Origin of the sequence: Prauserella isguenensis (genome assembly GCF_014191605.1) — a bacterium.
Taxonomy (GTDB): Bacteria; Actinomycetota; Actinomycetes; order Mycobacteriales; family Pseudonocardiaceae; genus Prauserella; species Prauserella isguenensis.
Window position 1 is genome coordinate 137,223 of record NZ_JACHWU010000004.1, and the last position, 12,773, is coordinate 149,995.

At 68.8% G+C, this 12,773-nt stretch carries 13 protein-coding genes; 8 read left to right on the plus strand and 5 right to left on the minus strand.

Features of this window, described 5'->3' with window-relative positions; all coding sequences use genetic code 11:
- The first annotated feature begins 109 nt into the window (after positions 1-109).
- The gene (locus FHS23_RS16915; RefSeq protein WP_183656572.1) at positions 110-1,174 is read left to right on the plus strand and encodes an LLM class flavin-dependent oxidoreductase; all 1,065 of its coding nucleotides are present in this window, start codon (positions 110-112) and stop codon (positions 1,172-1,174) included.
- Positions 1,171-1,809: an NAD(P)H-dependent oxidoreductase gene (locus FHS23_RS16920; protein ID WP_183656576.1), complete on the plus strand. Its 639-nt coding sequence runs from the start codon at positions 1,171-1,173 to the stop codon at positions 1,807-1,809. Before FHS23_RS16915 ends, FHS23_RS16920 begins: the two co-directional genes overlap by 4 nt.
- Before the next feature lie 30 nt (positions 1,810-1,839).
- On the opposite strand, the gene FHS23_RS16925 is transcribed toward FHS23_RS16920, so the two are convergent.
- Positions 1,840-2,235: a DUF5997 family protein gene (locus FHS23_RS16925; protein ID WP_183656579.1), complete on the minus strand. Its 396-nt coding sequence runs from the start codon at positions 2,233-2,235 to the stop codon at positions 1,840-1,842.
- 56 nt (positions 2,236-2,291) lie between these two features.
- Between FHS23_RS16925 and FHS23_RS16930 the strand changes: the two genes are divergently transcribed.
- Positions 2,292-3,113 (plus strand): LysR substrate-binding domain-containing protein, encoded by an 822-nt coding sequence (locus tag FHS23_RS16930; protein WP_183656582.1) that lies wholly within the window; start codon positions 2,292-2,294, stop codon positions 3,111-3,113.
- A gap of 17 nt (positions 3,114-3,130) precedes the next feature.
- Here FHS23_RS16930 and FHS23_RS16935 read toward each other — a convergent pair whose 3' ends face one another.
- From FHS23_RS16935 to edd, 3 genes are read right to left on the minus strand one after another with little or no spacing between them, the layout of a single operon-like run.
- Complete coding sequence (locus tag FHS23_RS16935) at positions 3,131-3,811, minus strand: CPBP family glutamic-type intramembrane protease (RefSeq protein ID WP_221219696.1); 681 nt, start codon at positions 3,809-3,811, stop codon at positions 3,131-3,133.
- Between the two features lie 41 nt (positions 3,812-3,852).
- Positions 3,853-4,479, minus strand: coding sequence for a bifunctional 4-hydroxy-2-oxoglutarate aldolase/2-dehydro-3-deoxy-phosphogluconate aldolase (eda, locus tag FHS23_RS16940; protein WP_183656587.1), 627 nt, complete (start codon positions 4,477-4,479; stop codon positions 3,853-3,855).
- Positions 4,476-6,380: a phosphogluconate dehydratase gene (edd, locus tag FHS23_RS16945; RefSeq protein WP_183656590.1), complete on the minus strand. Its 1,905-nt coding sequence runs from the start codon at positions 6,378-6,380 to the stop codon at positions 4,476-4,478. Before edd ends, eda begins: the two co-directional genes overlap by 4 nt.
- Positions 6,381-6,648: 268 nt before the next feature.
- Here edd and FHS23_RS16950 point away from each other — a divergent pair, with 268 nt between their 5' ends.
- From FHS23_RS16950 to FHS23_RS16970, 5 genes are all read left to right on the plus strand, one after another.
- Entirely contained in the window at positions 6,649-6,951 is a 303-nt protein-coding gene (locus FHS23_RS16950) for a hypothetical protein (protein WP_183656593.1), read from the plus strand.
- Positions 6,952-6,969: 18 nt separating this feature from the next.
- Positions 6,970-7,788 (plus strand): hypothetical protein, encoded by an 819-nt coding sequence (locus FHS23_RS16955; RefSeq protein ID WP_183656595.1) that lies wholly within the window; start codon positions 6,970-6,972, stop codon positions 7,786-7,788.
- Positions 7,789-7,811: 23 nt separating this feature from the next.
- The gene (locus FHS23_RS16960; protein WP_183656598.1) at positions 7,812-9,725 is read left to right on the plus strand and encodes a fumarate reductase/succinate dehydrogenase flavoprotein subunit; all 1,914 of its coding nucleotides are present in this window, start codon (positions 7,812-7,814) and stop codon (positions 9,723-9,725) included.
- A gap of 1 nt (position 9,726) precedes the next feature.
- A complete protein-coding gene (locus FHS23_RS16965; RefSeq protein WP_183656601.1) occupies positions 9,727-10,482 on the plus strand; it encodes a succinate dehydrogenase/fumarate reductase iron-sulfur subunit in 756 nt (251 codons plus the stop codon).
- Positions 10,483-10,634: 152 nt separating this feature from the next.
- Positions 10,635-11,390: an IclR family transcriptional regulator domain-containing protein gene (locus FHS23_RS16970; RefSeq protein WP_183656605.1), complete on the plus strand. Its 756-nt coding sequence runs from the start codon at positions 10,635-10,637 to the stop codon at positions 11,388-11,390.
- A gap of 25 nt (positions 11,391-11,415) precedes the next feature.
- Here FHS23_RS16970 and FHS23_RS16975 read toward each other — a convergent pair whose 3' ends face one another.
- On the minus strand, positions 11,416-12,267 hold the full coding sequence (locus tag FHS23_RS16975; protein WP_183656608.1) for a glycine/sarcosine N-methyltransferase: 852 nt from the start codon (positions 12,265-12,267) through the stop codon (positions 11,416-11,418).
- Between the last annotated feature and the right edge of the window lie 506 nt (positions 12,268-12,773).

Consider the following 12,773-nt stretch of genomic DNA (forward strand, 5'->3'; position numbering starts at 1 on the left):
GCTGGGAGGTCGGTGAGCACGTGGTCCCGCCTGTCCGGAATAAGTTGTCTGCGCAGGCAGTTATCTCGAGTGTGGGCGCGACCGCGCCACGCGAAACGGAGGCATCGAGATGGCGTTCGAGATCGGGATTCTGACGTTCGGAGAGGTCACCGAGGACCCGACCACCGGCGACCTGCCGAGCCCGCGGGAGCGGATGCGGGAGACCGTCGAACTGGCCGAGGTCGCCGACCAGGTGGGGCTCGACGTGTTCGCGGTCGGGGAGCACCACCGCACGGACTTCGTGGCCTCGGCACCGCCGGTCATCCTCGCCGCGGCGGCGCAGGCGACCCGCGACATCCGGCTGAGCAGCGGCGTCACGGTGCTGAGTTCCGACGACCCGGTGCGGGTGTGGGAGCAGTTCGCGACCGTCGACCTGATCTCGGGCGGCCGCGCCGAGATCATCGCAGGCCGCGGTTCCTACACCGAGTCGTTTCCGCTGTTCGGCTACGACCTCGCCGACTACTCGGATCTGTTCGGCGAGAAGCTCGACCTGCTGTTGCGTATCCGGGAGGAGAACCCGATCACGTGGTCAGGACGGTTGCGGCCCTCCCTCGACCACGCCGACATCGCGCCCCGCGCCGACGGCGACACACTGCCGATCTGGGTCGGCGTCGGTGGCACACCGGCGTCGGCGGTCCGCGCGGGTCAGCTGGGTGTGCCGATGATGCTGGCCCTGCTGCTGGGGCCGATCGGCTTCCACGAGGAATCCGTGCGCCTGTATCGCCAGGCCGCGGCCGAGGCGGGGCACGACCCGGACGCGCTGCGGATCGGCCTCACCGCGCACGGTTACGTCGGCCGCACCAGCCGGCACGCCAGGGACACCATGTACCCGTACTTCGCCAAGGGGATGGCTGACAACAATCACCAACGCGGGCGCGGATTCCGCATCCCGCGGCAGGCGTTCGAGGCACACACCGCGCCGGGCGCAGGCCTGCTCACCGGTAGTCCGCAGGAAGTGATCGACAAACTCCTCGCCTACCACGAGCTGTACGGGCTGGACCGTGTCCTGCTGCAGCCCGGTTTCGGGGGCATGCCGCAGAAAGAGGTTCTCGACGGCATCGAACGCCTGGGCAGCGAGGTCGCTCCCGTGGTGCGCCGCGAGGCGGCCGGAGGGCCGGCCGGAGGCATCTCATGAGCTCGGCTGCGGCCACGGGGGCTGCGGCCACGGGAGCGACCGGACGGGCTGGAGCGGAACCGGCCGGGGCCACGCTCACCGTGGCTGTCGTCAACGGGAGTCCGAGCGAACGGTCCAAGACCTCGGCACTGGTCGACGTCGTCGTGACGACGTTGCGTGACCTGCTGGAACCCGACGGCGTCGACGTCGAGGTTCGCCGCATCGACGTCTACCGGCTGGGTGCGGGATTCACCGGAGCGCTCGGCCGCGACGACGTGTCGGCCGAGGTTCAGGAGGCGCTGGACACCGCCGAACACGCCGACCTGCTGATCGCGGCCACGCCCGTGTTCCGCGGTTCCTACACCGCGATGTTCAAGCATTTCTTCGATCTCGTCGGCCAGTACGCGTTGACGAACAAGCCCGTCTTCCTGGCGGCGACCGGGGGCGGGGACCATCACGCCCTCGTGCTGGAGCACGCGCTGCGGCCGTTGTTCGGGTTCTTCCAAGCGATGACAGTGCCCGTCGCGGTGTTCGCCTCGTCGGGCGACTTCGACGGCACCACGTTGCTGAATCCGCGCGTCTACAGCCGTATCGAGGTGGCGCTCGACGATGTCCGCGCGGTCCTGCGGTCGCGTGCGGTCACGCGCGAGTCGTGACGGCTACAGCGGTCGTGACGGCCGCTGGTGTCAGGAGCGTCCGCCGTCGGCGTCCTTCTCCGCGTCCTTCTTCTTGGCTGCCGCTTCCTTCTTCACCTCGGCGTGGGTGGCGCGTTCGCGCTGGAGCCAGTCCGGGTTCTCGTCCTTGATCGCGTTGATCTGCTCGGTCGTGAGCGGATCCATCAGGCCCGCGCGGGCGAGGCCGCCGATCGAGATGCCGAGTTTCGCGGCCACGACCGGGCGTGGGTGCGGGCCGTTGCGGCGCAGGTTGCGCAGCCACTCCGGTGGCGAAGTCTGCAGCTCGTTCAGCTCGTCGCGGGAGACCACGCCCTCCTGGAACTCGGCGGGGGTGGCTTCGAGGTAGACGCCCAGCTTCTTGGCCGCGGTGGCGGGCTTCATCGTCTGGGTGGTCTTACGCGACGTCATGGTCCCAGCGTATCCGCTGGTGCGGCGCCGCCGACCACGCCCGGTAATCTGGCCCGGTGACCACCCCAGACGAGCGCGACGAGTCCCGGGCGTTCCGGCTCGCCCATGTCCCGGGGGTGATCCCGGACAAGTGGGTCCGGAAGTGGGGCGAACGGGTGCCCGACGTCCCGCTGCAACTCGTCCGCGTCTCGGCGGCCGAGGCGGCCGAGCACGTGCGCGACGGGCACGTCGACGCGGTGCTCCTGCGCCTGCCGACCGACGGCACCGGCCTGCACGCCATCCCGCTCTACACGGAGGCGACCGTGGTGGTCGTCGAGAAGGAGCATCTGCTCACGGTGGCCGACGAGGTCTCGGTCGACGACCTCGCCGACGACGTCGTGCTGCATCCCCACGACGACACCCTGCCGTGGGAACGGTTGCCCGGGCAGCCGGCGATCGCCCGTCCCGACACCACGGCGGGTGCGATCGAACTGGTAGCGGCGGGCGTGGGCGTGCTGGTCGTGCCCCAGTCACTGGCGCGGTTGCACCACCGCAAGAGCCTCACGTACCGGCCGTTGATCGGCACCGAGGGGCTCCCGGTGCCGCAGTCGCAGGTCGCGCTGGCCTGGCCGGAAGGCGAGACGACCGACCTGATGGAGGAGTTCATCGGCATCGTCCGCGGCCGCACCGTCAACAGCACCCGGGGCCGCGGGCCGACGCCGAAGCAGCAGAAGTCGTCGACGTCCGCGCGTGAGCAGTCGGCGTCGACCGGTGGTAAGCAGCGGAGCCGTTCCGGACGGCCGGGCAAGCCCGGAAGGCCCGGTAGACCCGGCAAACCGGGGAGGCGCGGCAAGGGCGGCAGTGGTGGCAAAGGCGGTGGCAAGGGACGTCGCCCGTAACCGGCAGACCTGCGGCGTCAGGCCGCGCCGTGATAGACGAAGCGGCCCAGGCCGACCGTGAACAGCAGGAAGCCGTAGAGGCCGTGTTCGATCGACACGGCCAGCAGCGAGCGACTGCGCGCGTACCGCCACGCGAACAACACCCCGCCCGCCGTCGTCGCGAGCACGGCGAACAGGTTCCCGAAGATGATGTGGGCGAATCCGAACGCGGCCGCGCTCGCGAGGATCATCCCGGCTCCGGAGCCGAACACCGGCGCGTACCGGCGGAACAGGAACGAGCGGAAGATCAGCTCCTGCGGATACACGCTCAGCACCGGGTAGCCGACGGCGACGATCGCCCACACGACGGGCTCCTCGCGCGGCATGGCGAAGAGATCGCCCGGCAGGAACACCGAGACGCCGGCCACCGCCACGACGCACGCCGCCGCCCACAGCCCGAGGATCGACCGGAGCTGCCCGCGGACCGCTGACGCCCGCCACAGGTCGCGGCGGTCGAAATCGCCGACGCGCAGCAGGTACACCACGCTGGCCAACCCCAGCACCACGAGGAACGGGACGGGGCTGACGCCGTCGGCGAGCACGGAGAACACCGTGATCACACCGAAGAACAGCGCCAGGAACTCCACCGCCAGACCTGCCCGCTGCGCGATGGACGGCGTGTCCCGGCGGGCGACCGGCACCGCGTCGTCGGTCAACACGCCACCGAGCATACGTGGGCTACGGTCGTGAGCCGCACCGCTCAACCGCCGAGGGTGGCGGCTTCCTTCGCCAGGGTCTCGATCGTCGCGAAGTCGCGCGCCACCACCGCCTCCTTCGGCGTGAGCCAGCTGCCGCCGACACAGCCCACACTGGACAGTGCGAGGTACTCCGGTGCGTTGGTGACGCTGATGCCGCCCGTGGGGCAGAACGTCAGGTGCGGCAGGGGACCGGCGAACGCCTTCAGCGCGGCCGAACCACCGCTGGCCTCGGCGGGGAAGAACTTCAGCGTGTCGATCCCGCGTTCGGCCAGCCGCATCGCCTCGGACACCGTCGCGGCGCCCGGCAAGAACGGCAGTCCGGTGCCGGTGACCGCGTCGAGCAGCGCGTCGGTGGTCCCGGGGGTGACCAGGAACGCCGCACCCGCGTCGACAGCCTGCGCGGCCTGCTCGGGAGTGGTCACCGTGCCCGCGCCGACGACGATGTCGGGCACCTGTGTGGCCACCTTCTCGATGGCCGCCAACGCTGCAGGGGTGCGCAGGGTCAGCTCGATCGTCCGGATCCCGCCCGCCAGCAGGGCACGGGCGACGTCCGGCGCGGCCTCCGCCTCGTCGAGCACCACGACCGGCATGACCGGCGACAGGTCGAGCAGTTCCGAGCTTGTTGTCACGACGTTCCTCCCACGCGGGCCTCGGGTTTCGTTGCGGTCATGCCGAAGTGCCCGGGCGTCACCGGGCCGAAGACGCTCGCCCCGGCGTCGGCGGGTCCGACGTTGCGGCGCAGCGCCGCGAACAGTTCACGGCCCGTCCCGGTCCACTGAGCGTCGTCCGGCGCCGCGTCGACCGGCTCCCTGGCGTCGAACTCCACCGGGTCGACCTGCACGTCCAACGTGCCGGACTCGGTGTCCAGCCGGACCACGTCACCGTCGGCGATGCGCGCGAGCGGCCCGCCGGCGGCGGCCTCGGGAGTGAGGTGAATGGCCGCGGGGATTTTCCCTGACGCACCGGACATCCGGCCGTCGGTGAGCAGCGCGACCCGGTACCCACGGTCCATGAGGACGCCGAGAGCCGGCGTGAGCCCGTGCAGTTCGGGCATGCCGTTGGCGTGCGGGCCCTGGTTGCGGAACACCACGACGACGTCGCGCTCCAGCTCGCCCGCCTTGAACGCCGTGTCGAACTCGGCCTGGGTGCTGAACACCCGTGCGGGCGCCTCCACGAGACGATTCTCGTGGGCGACCGCGGACACCTTGATCACGGCCCGGCCGAGGTTGCCTGCGACCATGCGCAACCCGCCGTTGTCGGCCATCGGCCGGTCCACCGGGCGCAACACCGATTCGTCCAGGCTCTGGTTCGTCGCGTCACGCCAGGTGAGGCGGTCGCCGTCGAGGATCGGTTCCCGGCGGTAGTGGTCGAGTCCACGGCCCGCGACAGTGCGCACGTCGCGGTGCAGCAGGCCCGCGTCGAGCAGCGTGCCGACGAGGAACTGCACACCGCCCGCCGCGTGGAAGTGGTTGATGTCGGCGCTGCCGTTGGGGTAGACGCTGGCCAACAGCGGCACGATCGCGGACAGGTCGGCGAAGTCGTCCCACGTCAGCTGGATCCCGGCCGCCGCGGCGATGGCGACGAGGTGCAGCGTGTGGTTGGTCGACCCGCCCGTGGCCAGCAGCGCGATCAGCCCGTTCACGACGGAACGTTCGTCGACGACCTCGCCGAGCGGGGTGTACTCCTCGCCGTGCGAGATCTCGACGATGCGGCGACCCGCCTCCTCGGTGAGGGCCTTGCGCAGCGGGGTACCGGGGTGCACGAAGCTGGCTCCCGGCAGGTGCAGCCCCATGACCTCGACGACGAGCTGGTTGGAGTTCGCCGTGCCGTAGAAGGTGCAGGTGCCGGCCGAGTGGTACGACGCGGACTCGGCCTCCAGCAGGTCCTCCCTGGTCGCCTTGCCCTCCGCGTAGAGCTGGCGGATGCGTGCCTTCTCCTTGTTGGGAAGGCCGGACGTCATGGGGCCCGCCGGCACGAGCATCGCGGGCAGGTGGCCGAACGACAGGGCCCCGATGAGCAGCCCGGGCACGATCTTGTCGCAGACGCCGAGCAGCAGGGTGCCGTCGAACATGTCGTGCGAGAGCGCGACGCCGGTGGCCATGGCGATCACGTCGCGGCTGAACAGCGACAGTTCCATGCCGGTGCGGCCCTGCGTGATGCCGTCGCACATGGCGGGCACGCCGCCGGCGAACTGGGCGACGCCTCCTGCCTCACGTGCCGCGTCCTTGATCCACTCGGGGAACTCGTGGAGCGGCTGATGTGCCGAGAGCAGGTCGTTGTAGGCGGACACGATCGCGATGCCGGGCTTGCGGACTCCGCGCATCGCGAGCCGGTCGTCGCCCGCGCAGGCGGCGAAGCCGTGCGCGAGGTTGCCGCAGCCCATGGCGGCGCGGGCGGGAGACCCGGACGCGGCCGACGTGGCGGCCGAGATGCGAGCGAGGTACGCGGCCCGGCTCTCGCGGCTGCGCTGCGCGATGCGGTCGGTGACCTCGGCGATGACGGGGTGGACGTGGTGTGGCGCTTGATTCACGAGCGTCTCCGGTCGGTTGGGCGCTGTCCTCCGTGGAAACTGACACGATACAGAAGCGCAGCCCTGGAATCAAAATCGATTCAGTTACGGCGTGAATCCCCTGGTGAGGACGGGTCGGGCGCTCAGATTCGCGTGATCCACATCACGAGAACACATCACAGTGTGGTAGTTGTCACAGTGAACATCGACAGGGCAGAGTTGGCGGTGCGTCACCACGGCAGCACCACACGGCAGCGCCGCCGACCGAACCGATCCGGAGGGTGCGCAGATGTCCAACAGAGAGATGAGTGAGCTCCGCAGCACGATCAGCCGGCTCAAGCAGTGCGTCGGCGACCTGCGTACGCGCTACGGCGAGACGCCGGCCGTACACCGGCTGGCCAACGACGTCGAACGGCTCGATATCGACGCCGTGGAGTTGGACGAGTGTGCAGCCGTGCCCGCACAGGGGCGCGGTGCGCCGATCATCGACCGGAGCGAGGTCGTGCCCGTGCCCGACACCCCGTACGACCCGTCGTTGTGGGACGACGCCGACGACGAGGGCGTGGGCGGCTACCACGGCCACCGGCTCTGAGGGGTCGGTGGCTTCGACGTGGCAAGTCCTGCCGGCACTTCTCCCACCGACAGCCCGGCCCCTGTCCGAGCGAATACCGCGCCACGAACCCGCCGCACCGACCGCTGGTGGCTACCGCCGCTGCTGACCACCCTCGGGCTGGCGACCTTCGTCATCTACGCGACGGTGCGCTCGTTCATGCGCACCGACTACTGGGCTGCCGAGCACCACTACCTGACGCCGTTCTACTCCCCGTGCCTCAGCGATTCCTGCGTGGCGGGGTCGAGCCACTTCGGCACACCGATCGGCGAACTACCGGTATTCATCCCGCTGGCGTTCCTGTCGCTGCCGTTCCTGCTCGGATTCCGGCTGACCTGCTACTACTACCGCAAGGCCTACTACCGGTCGATCTGGATGGCGCCGCCCGCCTGCGCCGTCGGCGAACCGCACGAGCGCTACACCGGCGAGACGCGCCTGCCGTTGATCCTGCAGAACGTGCACCGGTACTTCTTCTACGTCGCGCTGGTGATCACGCTCATCAACACCTACGACGCGATCCTCGCGTTCGGTGGGGAGAACGGCTTCGGTATCGGGCTCGGCAACGTGGTCCTGTTGCTCAACGTCGTGTTGCTGTGGTGCTACACGCTGTCCTGCCACTCGTGCAGGCACGTCACCGGCGGGCGGCTCAAACACTTCTCGCGCAACCCGGTGCGGTATCGGCTCTGGACGCAGGTGAGCAAGCTCAACACCCGGCACATGGAATTCGCGTGGCTGACCCTGGGCACGCTCGTGCTCACCGATCTGTACGTGTGGCTCGTTTCCAGCGGTGCCATCGCCGATCTGCGCTTCATCAACTGAACAATCTCGAAGGTGGCAATCACATGACCGAGGTCGAACGGCACAACTACGACGTGGTGGTGATCGGTGCCGGCGGCGCCGGTCTGCGTGCCGTGATCGAGGCGCGGCAGCGCGGCCTGAGCGTCGCGGTGGTGTGCAAGTCGCTGTTCGGCAAGGCGCACACCGTGATGGCCGAGGGTGGATGTGCGGCCTCGATGGGCAACGCGAACTCCCACGACAACTGGCAGGTGCACTTCCGCGACACCATGCGCGGTGGAAAGTTCCTCAACAACTGGCGGATGGCCGAGCTGCACGCCAAGGAGGCTCCCGATCGCGTGTGGGAGCTGGAGACCTACGGTGCGCTGTTCGACCGCACTGCCGACGGCAGGATCAGCCAGCGCAACTTCGGCGGGCACACCTACCCGCGGCTCGCGCACGTCGGCGACCGCACCGGCCTCGAGCTGATCCGCACCATGCAGCAGAAGATCGTGTCGCTGCAACAGGAGGATTTCACGAGCTACGGCGACTACGAGGCCAAGCTCAAGGTCTTCGCCGAGTGCACCGTGACCGAACTGGTCAAAGAGGACGGGCGCATCGCAGGGGCGTTCGGTTACTGGCGCGAGAGCGGCCGGTTCGTGCTGTTCGAGACGCCTGCCGTGGTGCTCGCGACGGGCGGTATCGGCAAGTCGTTCAAGGTCACGTCCAACTCGTGGGAGTACACCGGGGACGGCCACGCGTTGGCGCTGCGTGCCGGCGCAGGACTGATCAACATGGAGTTCGTCCAGTTCCACCCCACGGGCATGGTGTGGCCGCCGAGCGTGAAGGGCATCCTCGTCACCGAGGGCGTGCGGGGCGACGGCGGTGTCCTGAAGAACGCCGAGGGGGAGCGGTTCATGTTCCGCTACATCCCGGACGTGTTCAAAGGACAGTACGCCGATAGCGAGGAAGAGGCCGACCGCTGGTACACCGACCAGGAGGGGAACCGGCGCACCCCGGACCTGTTGCCGCGTGACGAGGTGGCCAGGGCGATCAACACCGAGGTCAAGGAAGGCCGGGGATCGCAGCACGGAGGCATGTTCCTCGACATCGCGAGCAGGCTGCCGACCGAGGAGATCCGCAAACGCTTGCCGTCCATGTACCACCAGTTCCGGGAACTGGCCGATGTGGACATCACCGCCGAGCCGATGGAGGTAGGCCCGACGTGCCACTACGTGATGGGCGGCATCGAGGTCGACCCGGACACGGCGGCATCGGCGGTGCCCGGACTCTTCGCCGCGGGCGAATGTTCCGGTGGGATGCACGGATCGAACCGGCTCGGCGGCAACTCGCTGTCGGACCTGCTGGTGTTCGGCCGTCGCGCGGGCCTGGGTGCCGCGGAGTACGTGGAGTCGCTCGACGCGCGGCCGTCGGTGTCGGACGCCGACGTCACCGCAGCGGCGAAACATGCGCTCGCCCCGTTCGGCGGCCCGGACGACGGGGGTAGCGAGGAGAACCCGTACACGCTGCACACCGAGCTGCAGCAGACGATGAACGAGCTGGTCGGCATCATCCGCAAGGCCGACGAGATCGAGAAAGCCATCGACAAGCTCGCCGAGATCCGCGCCCGTATCGGCCGGGTGACGGTCGAGGGGAACCGGCAGTACAACCCCGGTTGGCACCTGGCCGTCGACCTGCGCAACATGCTGCTGGTCAGCGAATGCGTCGCGCGGGCGGCGCTGCGCCGCACGGAGAGCCGGGGTGGGCACACCCGCGACGACTTCCCGCAGTTGGACGCGCAGTGGCGTAACCGGTTGCTCGTGTGCGCGGCGACCGGCGATCAGCCGGTGCCGGCGGTCGACGTCGAGGTGAAGGAGCAACTACCGATGCGCGGTGACCTGCTGGAGCTGTTCGAACTGTCCGAATTGGAGAAGTACTACACCGAGGACGAACTCGCCGGCCACCCGGAAAGGACCGCGTGAGATGGCATATCCCGCGAAGCTGCGCGTATGGCGTGGAGACACGACGTCCGGTGAACTGCAGGACTTCGAGGTCGAGGCCAACGAGGGGGAGGTGGTCCTCGATCTGATCCACCGGTTGCAGGCCACCCAGACTCCGGACCTCGCGGTGCGCTGGAACTGCAAGGCGGGCAAGTGCGGTTCGTGTTCGGCGGAGGTCAACGGCAGGCCGAGGCTGTTGTGCATGACCCGGATGTCGATCTTCGACGAGGACGAGGTCATCACCGTCACGCCGATGCGCACGTTCCCCGTGATCCGCGACCTCGTGACGGACGTGTCGTACAACTACGAGAAGGCGCGGGAGATTCCCTCGTTCACGCCGCCCGAGGGGCTCGAGCCCGGCGAGTACCGGATGCAGCAGGTCGACGTGGAGCGCTCGCAGGAGTTCCGCAAGTGCATCGAGTGCTTCCTGTGTCAGGACACCTGCCACGTGATCCGCGACCACGAGGAGAACAAGCAGTCCTTCGCCGGTCCGCGATACCTGATGCGGGTGGCGGAACTGGAGATGCACCCGCTCGACGTGGCCGACCGGGTCGGCGATGCGCAGGACGTGCACGGGCTGGGCTACTGCAACATCACGAAGTGCTGCACGGAGGTGTGCCCCGAGGGCATCCACATCACCGACAACGCGCTCATCCCCATGAAGGAGCGCGTCGCCGACCGCCGCTACGACCCGATCGTCTGGCTGGGCAACAAGATCTTCAAACGCGACGGTGCCTGAACGCGGTGGGCGCATGACCGCCCGGCATCCTGGGCCGGCGACCTACGGCCAGCAGGGTCGTGGAGCCGAGGATCGCCGCGCGCCTGCAGGCCGCTCGCTCCACGCCGATGGACTAGAGTCACCGGCTGCGGGAACCGAAGCGGGGGTGTTGCGTGCGATCGGTGGAGCGGACTCTGGCCGTGCTGCGGGCGTTCTCGGCCGAGCAGCCCGAGCTGACGCTGACCGAGGTCGCGCGGGCCAGCGGCCTGGACAGAGCAGGCGCGCGCCGGATCCTGTTGGCGCTGGTCGAGTTGGGCTACGTGCGTCATGAACAGCGTCGGTTCGCGCTGACGCCGCAGGTGCTGGAGTTCGGTCACGCCTACCTCTCGAGCCGGTCGTTGCCGCAGATCGCCGAGCCGCACCTACGGCGGCTGACCGCCGAGGTGCGCGAGATGACCGCGCTCGCGGTGCTCGAGGACACCGAGATCCGCTATGTCGCCCAAGTGCCCAGTCCGAAGTTGCTGGGTGTGGAGATCCCCGTAGGCACCCGGCTGCCCGCGCACGCGACCTCCATGGGCAAGGTGTTGTTGGCCGCGGTGGCTCCCGAACGTTTGGAGGCGGGGTTGCGTGCGGTGGAGCTGCCGGCCCTCACGCCCCACACGGTCAATAGCCGTGGCGAGCTGCTGGCCGAGCTGGCCGAGATCCGCAAGCAGGGCTACGTGATCGCCGACGACGAGCTCGAGGAAGGCCTGCGCGGGGTCGCGGTGCCCGTGCACGACGCCGACGGCAGGGTGTGCGCGGCGGCGAACGTGTCCCTCGATGTGCATTCCTCCACCGAGGAGGGAGTGCGACGGGAGATCGTCCCGATGTTGGCGCGGACCGCGGCCCGCATCGAGGCCGATCTGCAGCTGAAGCCGCGGCGCCGGTGAGGCCGCCGGCGCCGCGGCCGAGCCGTCAGTCGGCGAGTTCGGCGAGGTAGCTCTTCTCGGCGACGTGGATGTAGAAGTCCGGCTCGTGGTCCCCGGCCTTCTCCTGGAAGTCGCCGTAGGTGTCGATCTTCTGGAACCCGACGTCGCGCAGCAGCCCGCGCACGTACTCCCGCCGCAGCGGGTACATGTTCAGGAAGTACTCGCCGCCGTCGTCGAACGTGTACTTGTAGCGGGCGAGCCCTTCGTCGACGTGGTCGGGCACGGCGTCGACCTCGTCGCCGCAGTAGTAGTAACTGCTCTTTCCGGTGGATGTGCCGTCGAGCAGAGCGTCGTAGTTGCGTTGGTCGATGATCAGCACGCCGTCGTGTTTGAGCACGGAGTAGAACTCGGCGAGCGCCTTACGCCGATCGTGCTCGGAGAACAGATGGGTGAACGAGTTACCCAGGCAGATCACCGCGTCGAATTCGCCGTGCACGTCGCCCTTGAGCGTCCGCCAGTCGGCGTGGACCAGTTCCAGCAGATGCCCGCCGCCGGCCAGGCCGTTGCGGAACGCCTTGGCCAACATCTGAGGACTGCCGTCGGCGCTGACCGTGTCGAATCCCGCTTCGGCCAGCTGTACCGAGTGGAATCCCGTGCCCGTTGCCGCATCGAGTACCCGCTGGGCACCGCGTGCCTTGAGCTGGTCGACGAAGAAGCGCCCCTCACCTTCGGCGCGCCGCGGCCAGTCGATCAGGTCGTCCCACTTGTCGACGATGCCGCCCACGTACTCCTGGGCGTAATGGTCGCTCTCCCGGACGGCGATGGGGTTGTCACCGAATTCCTGTTCTCCCGCCCGGAAGAACTCGCTCGTGCTGTCGACCTGAATGTCTTTGGACATTGTCCCTTTCCTCGAATCGTTGAAGGCGACTGCGCGCGTCGGCAAAGGTGCCGATCCGGAATTCCGACGTCGACGCCGACACTAATGACGGTCGAGATCGGGACAAGACCTCGAAGTGTCCCGCAGGGCTCGCCCGCACCTGTTGAGCAGGCGTTGTCGGGGCGTGGGAAAGCATGGTTGACCAGTGGTTACACGGCCACGGCCTGCAGCCCTGGAGCGCGCCGGAAATCCGATTCCGCCGTTGTTCTCCCAGCGACCCCGGGTGTCACCGAGCGAACACCCCGAAGGGGAGGCCGCCACCACACACCGGACCTGCGTTCGCTGGGCGATCGTGACGTTCGCCGAGCGAACTCGGCACTCGGGGTGCGGATCGCCCGGAGTGACCGCGGTCCGGCTCGGTGACCAGCGCGTTTCACGGAGGCAACGAGCGCCTGACGGGAGGTGGTGGTTCGCGTCACAGCGAGTGGTGCGCGTGGGTGCGCCTACGCTCCGGGCCGATCCGGACG

Coding starts and splice junctions, on each gene's coding strand:
- FHS23_RS16915 (WP_183656572.1), top strand. CDS start 110: ATGGCGTTCGAGATCGGGATTCTGACGTTCGGAGAGGTCACCGAGGAC.
- FHS23_RS16920 (WP_183656576.1), top strand. CDS start 1,171: ATGAGCTCGGCTGCGGCCACGGGGGCTGCGGCCACGGGAGCGACCGGA.
- FHS23_RS16925 (WP_183656579.1), bottom strand. CDS start 2,235: ATGACGTCGCGTAAGACCACCCAGACGATGAAGCCCGCCACCGCGGCC.
- FHS23_RS16950 (WP_183656593.1), top strand. CDS start 6,649: ATGTCCAACAGAGAGATGAGTGAGCTCCGCAGCACGATCAGCCGGCTC.
- FHS23_RS16960 (WP_183656598.1), top strand. CDS start 7,812: ATGACCGAGGTCGAACGGCACAACTACGACGTGGTGGTGATCGGTGCC.
- FHS23_RS16965 (WP_183656601.1), top strand. CDS start 9,727: ATGGCATATCCCGCGAAGCTGCGCGTATGGCGTGGAGACACGACGTCC.
- FHS23_RS16975 (WP_183656608.1), bottom strand. CDS start 12,267: ATGTCCAAAGACATTCAGGTCGACAGCACGAGCGAGTTCTTCCGGGCG.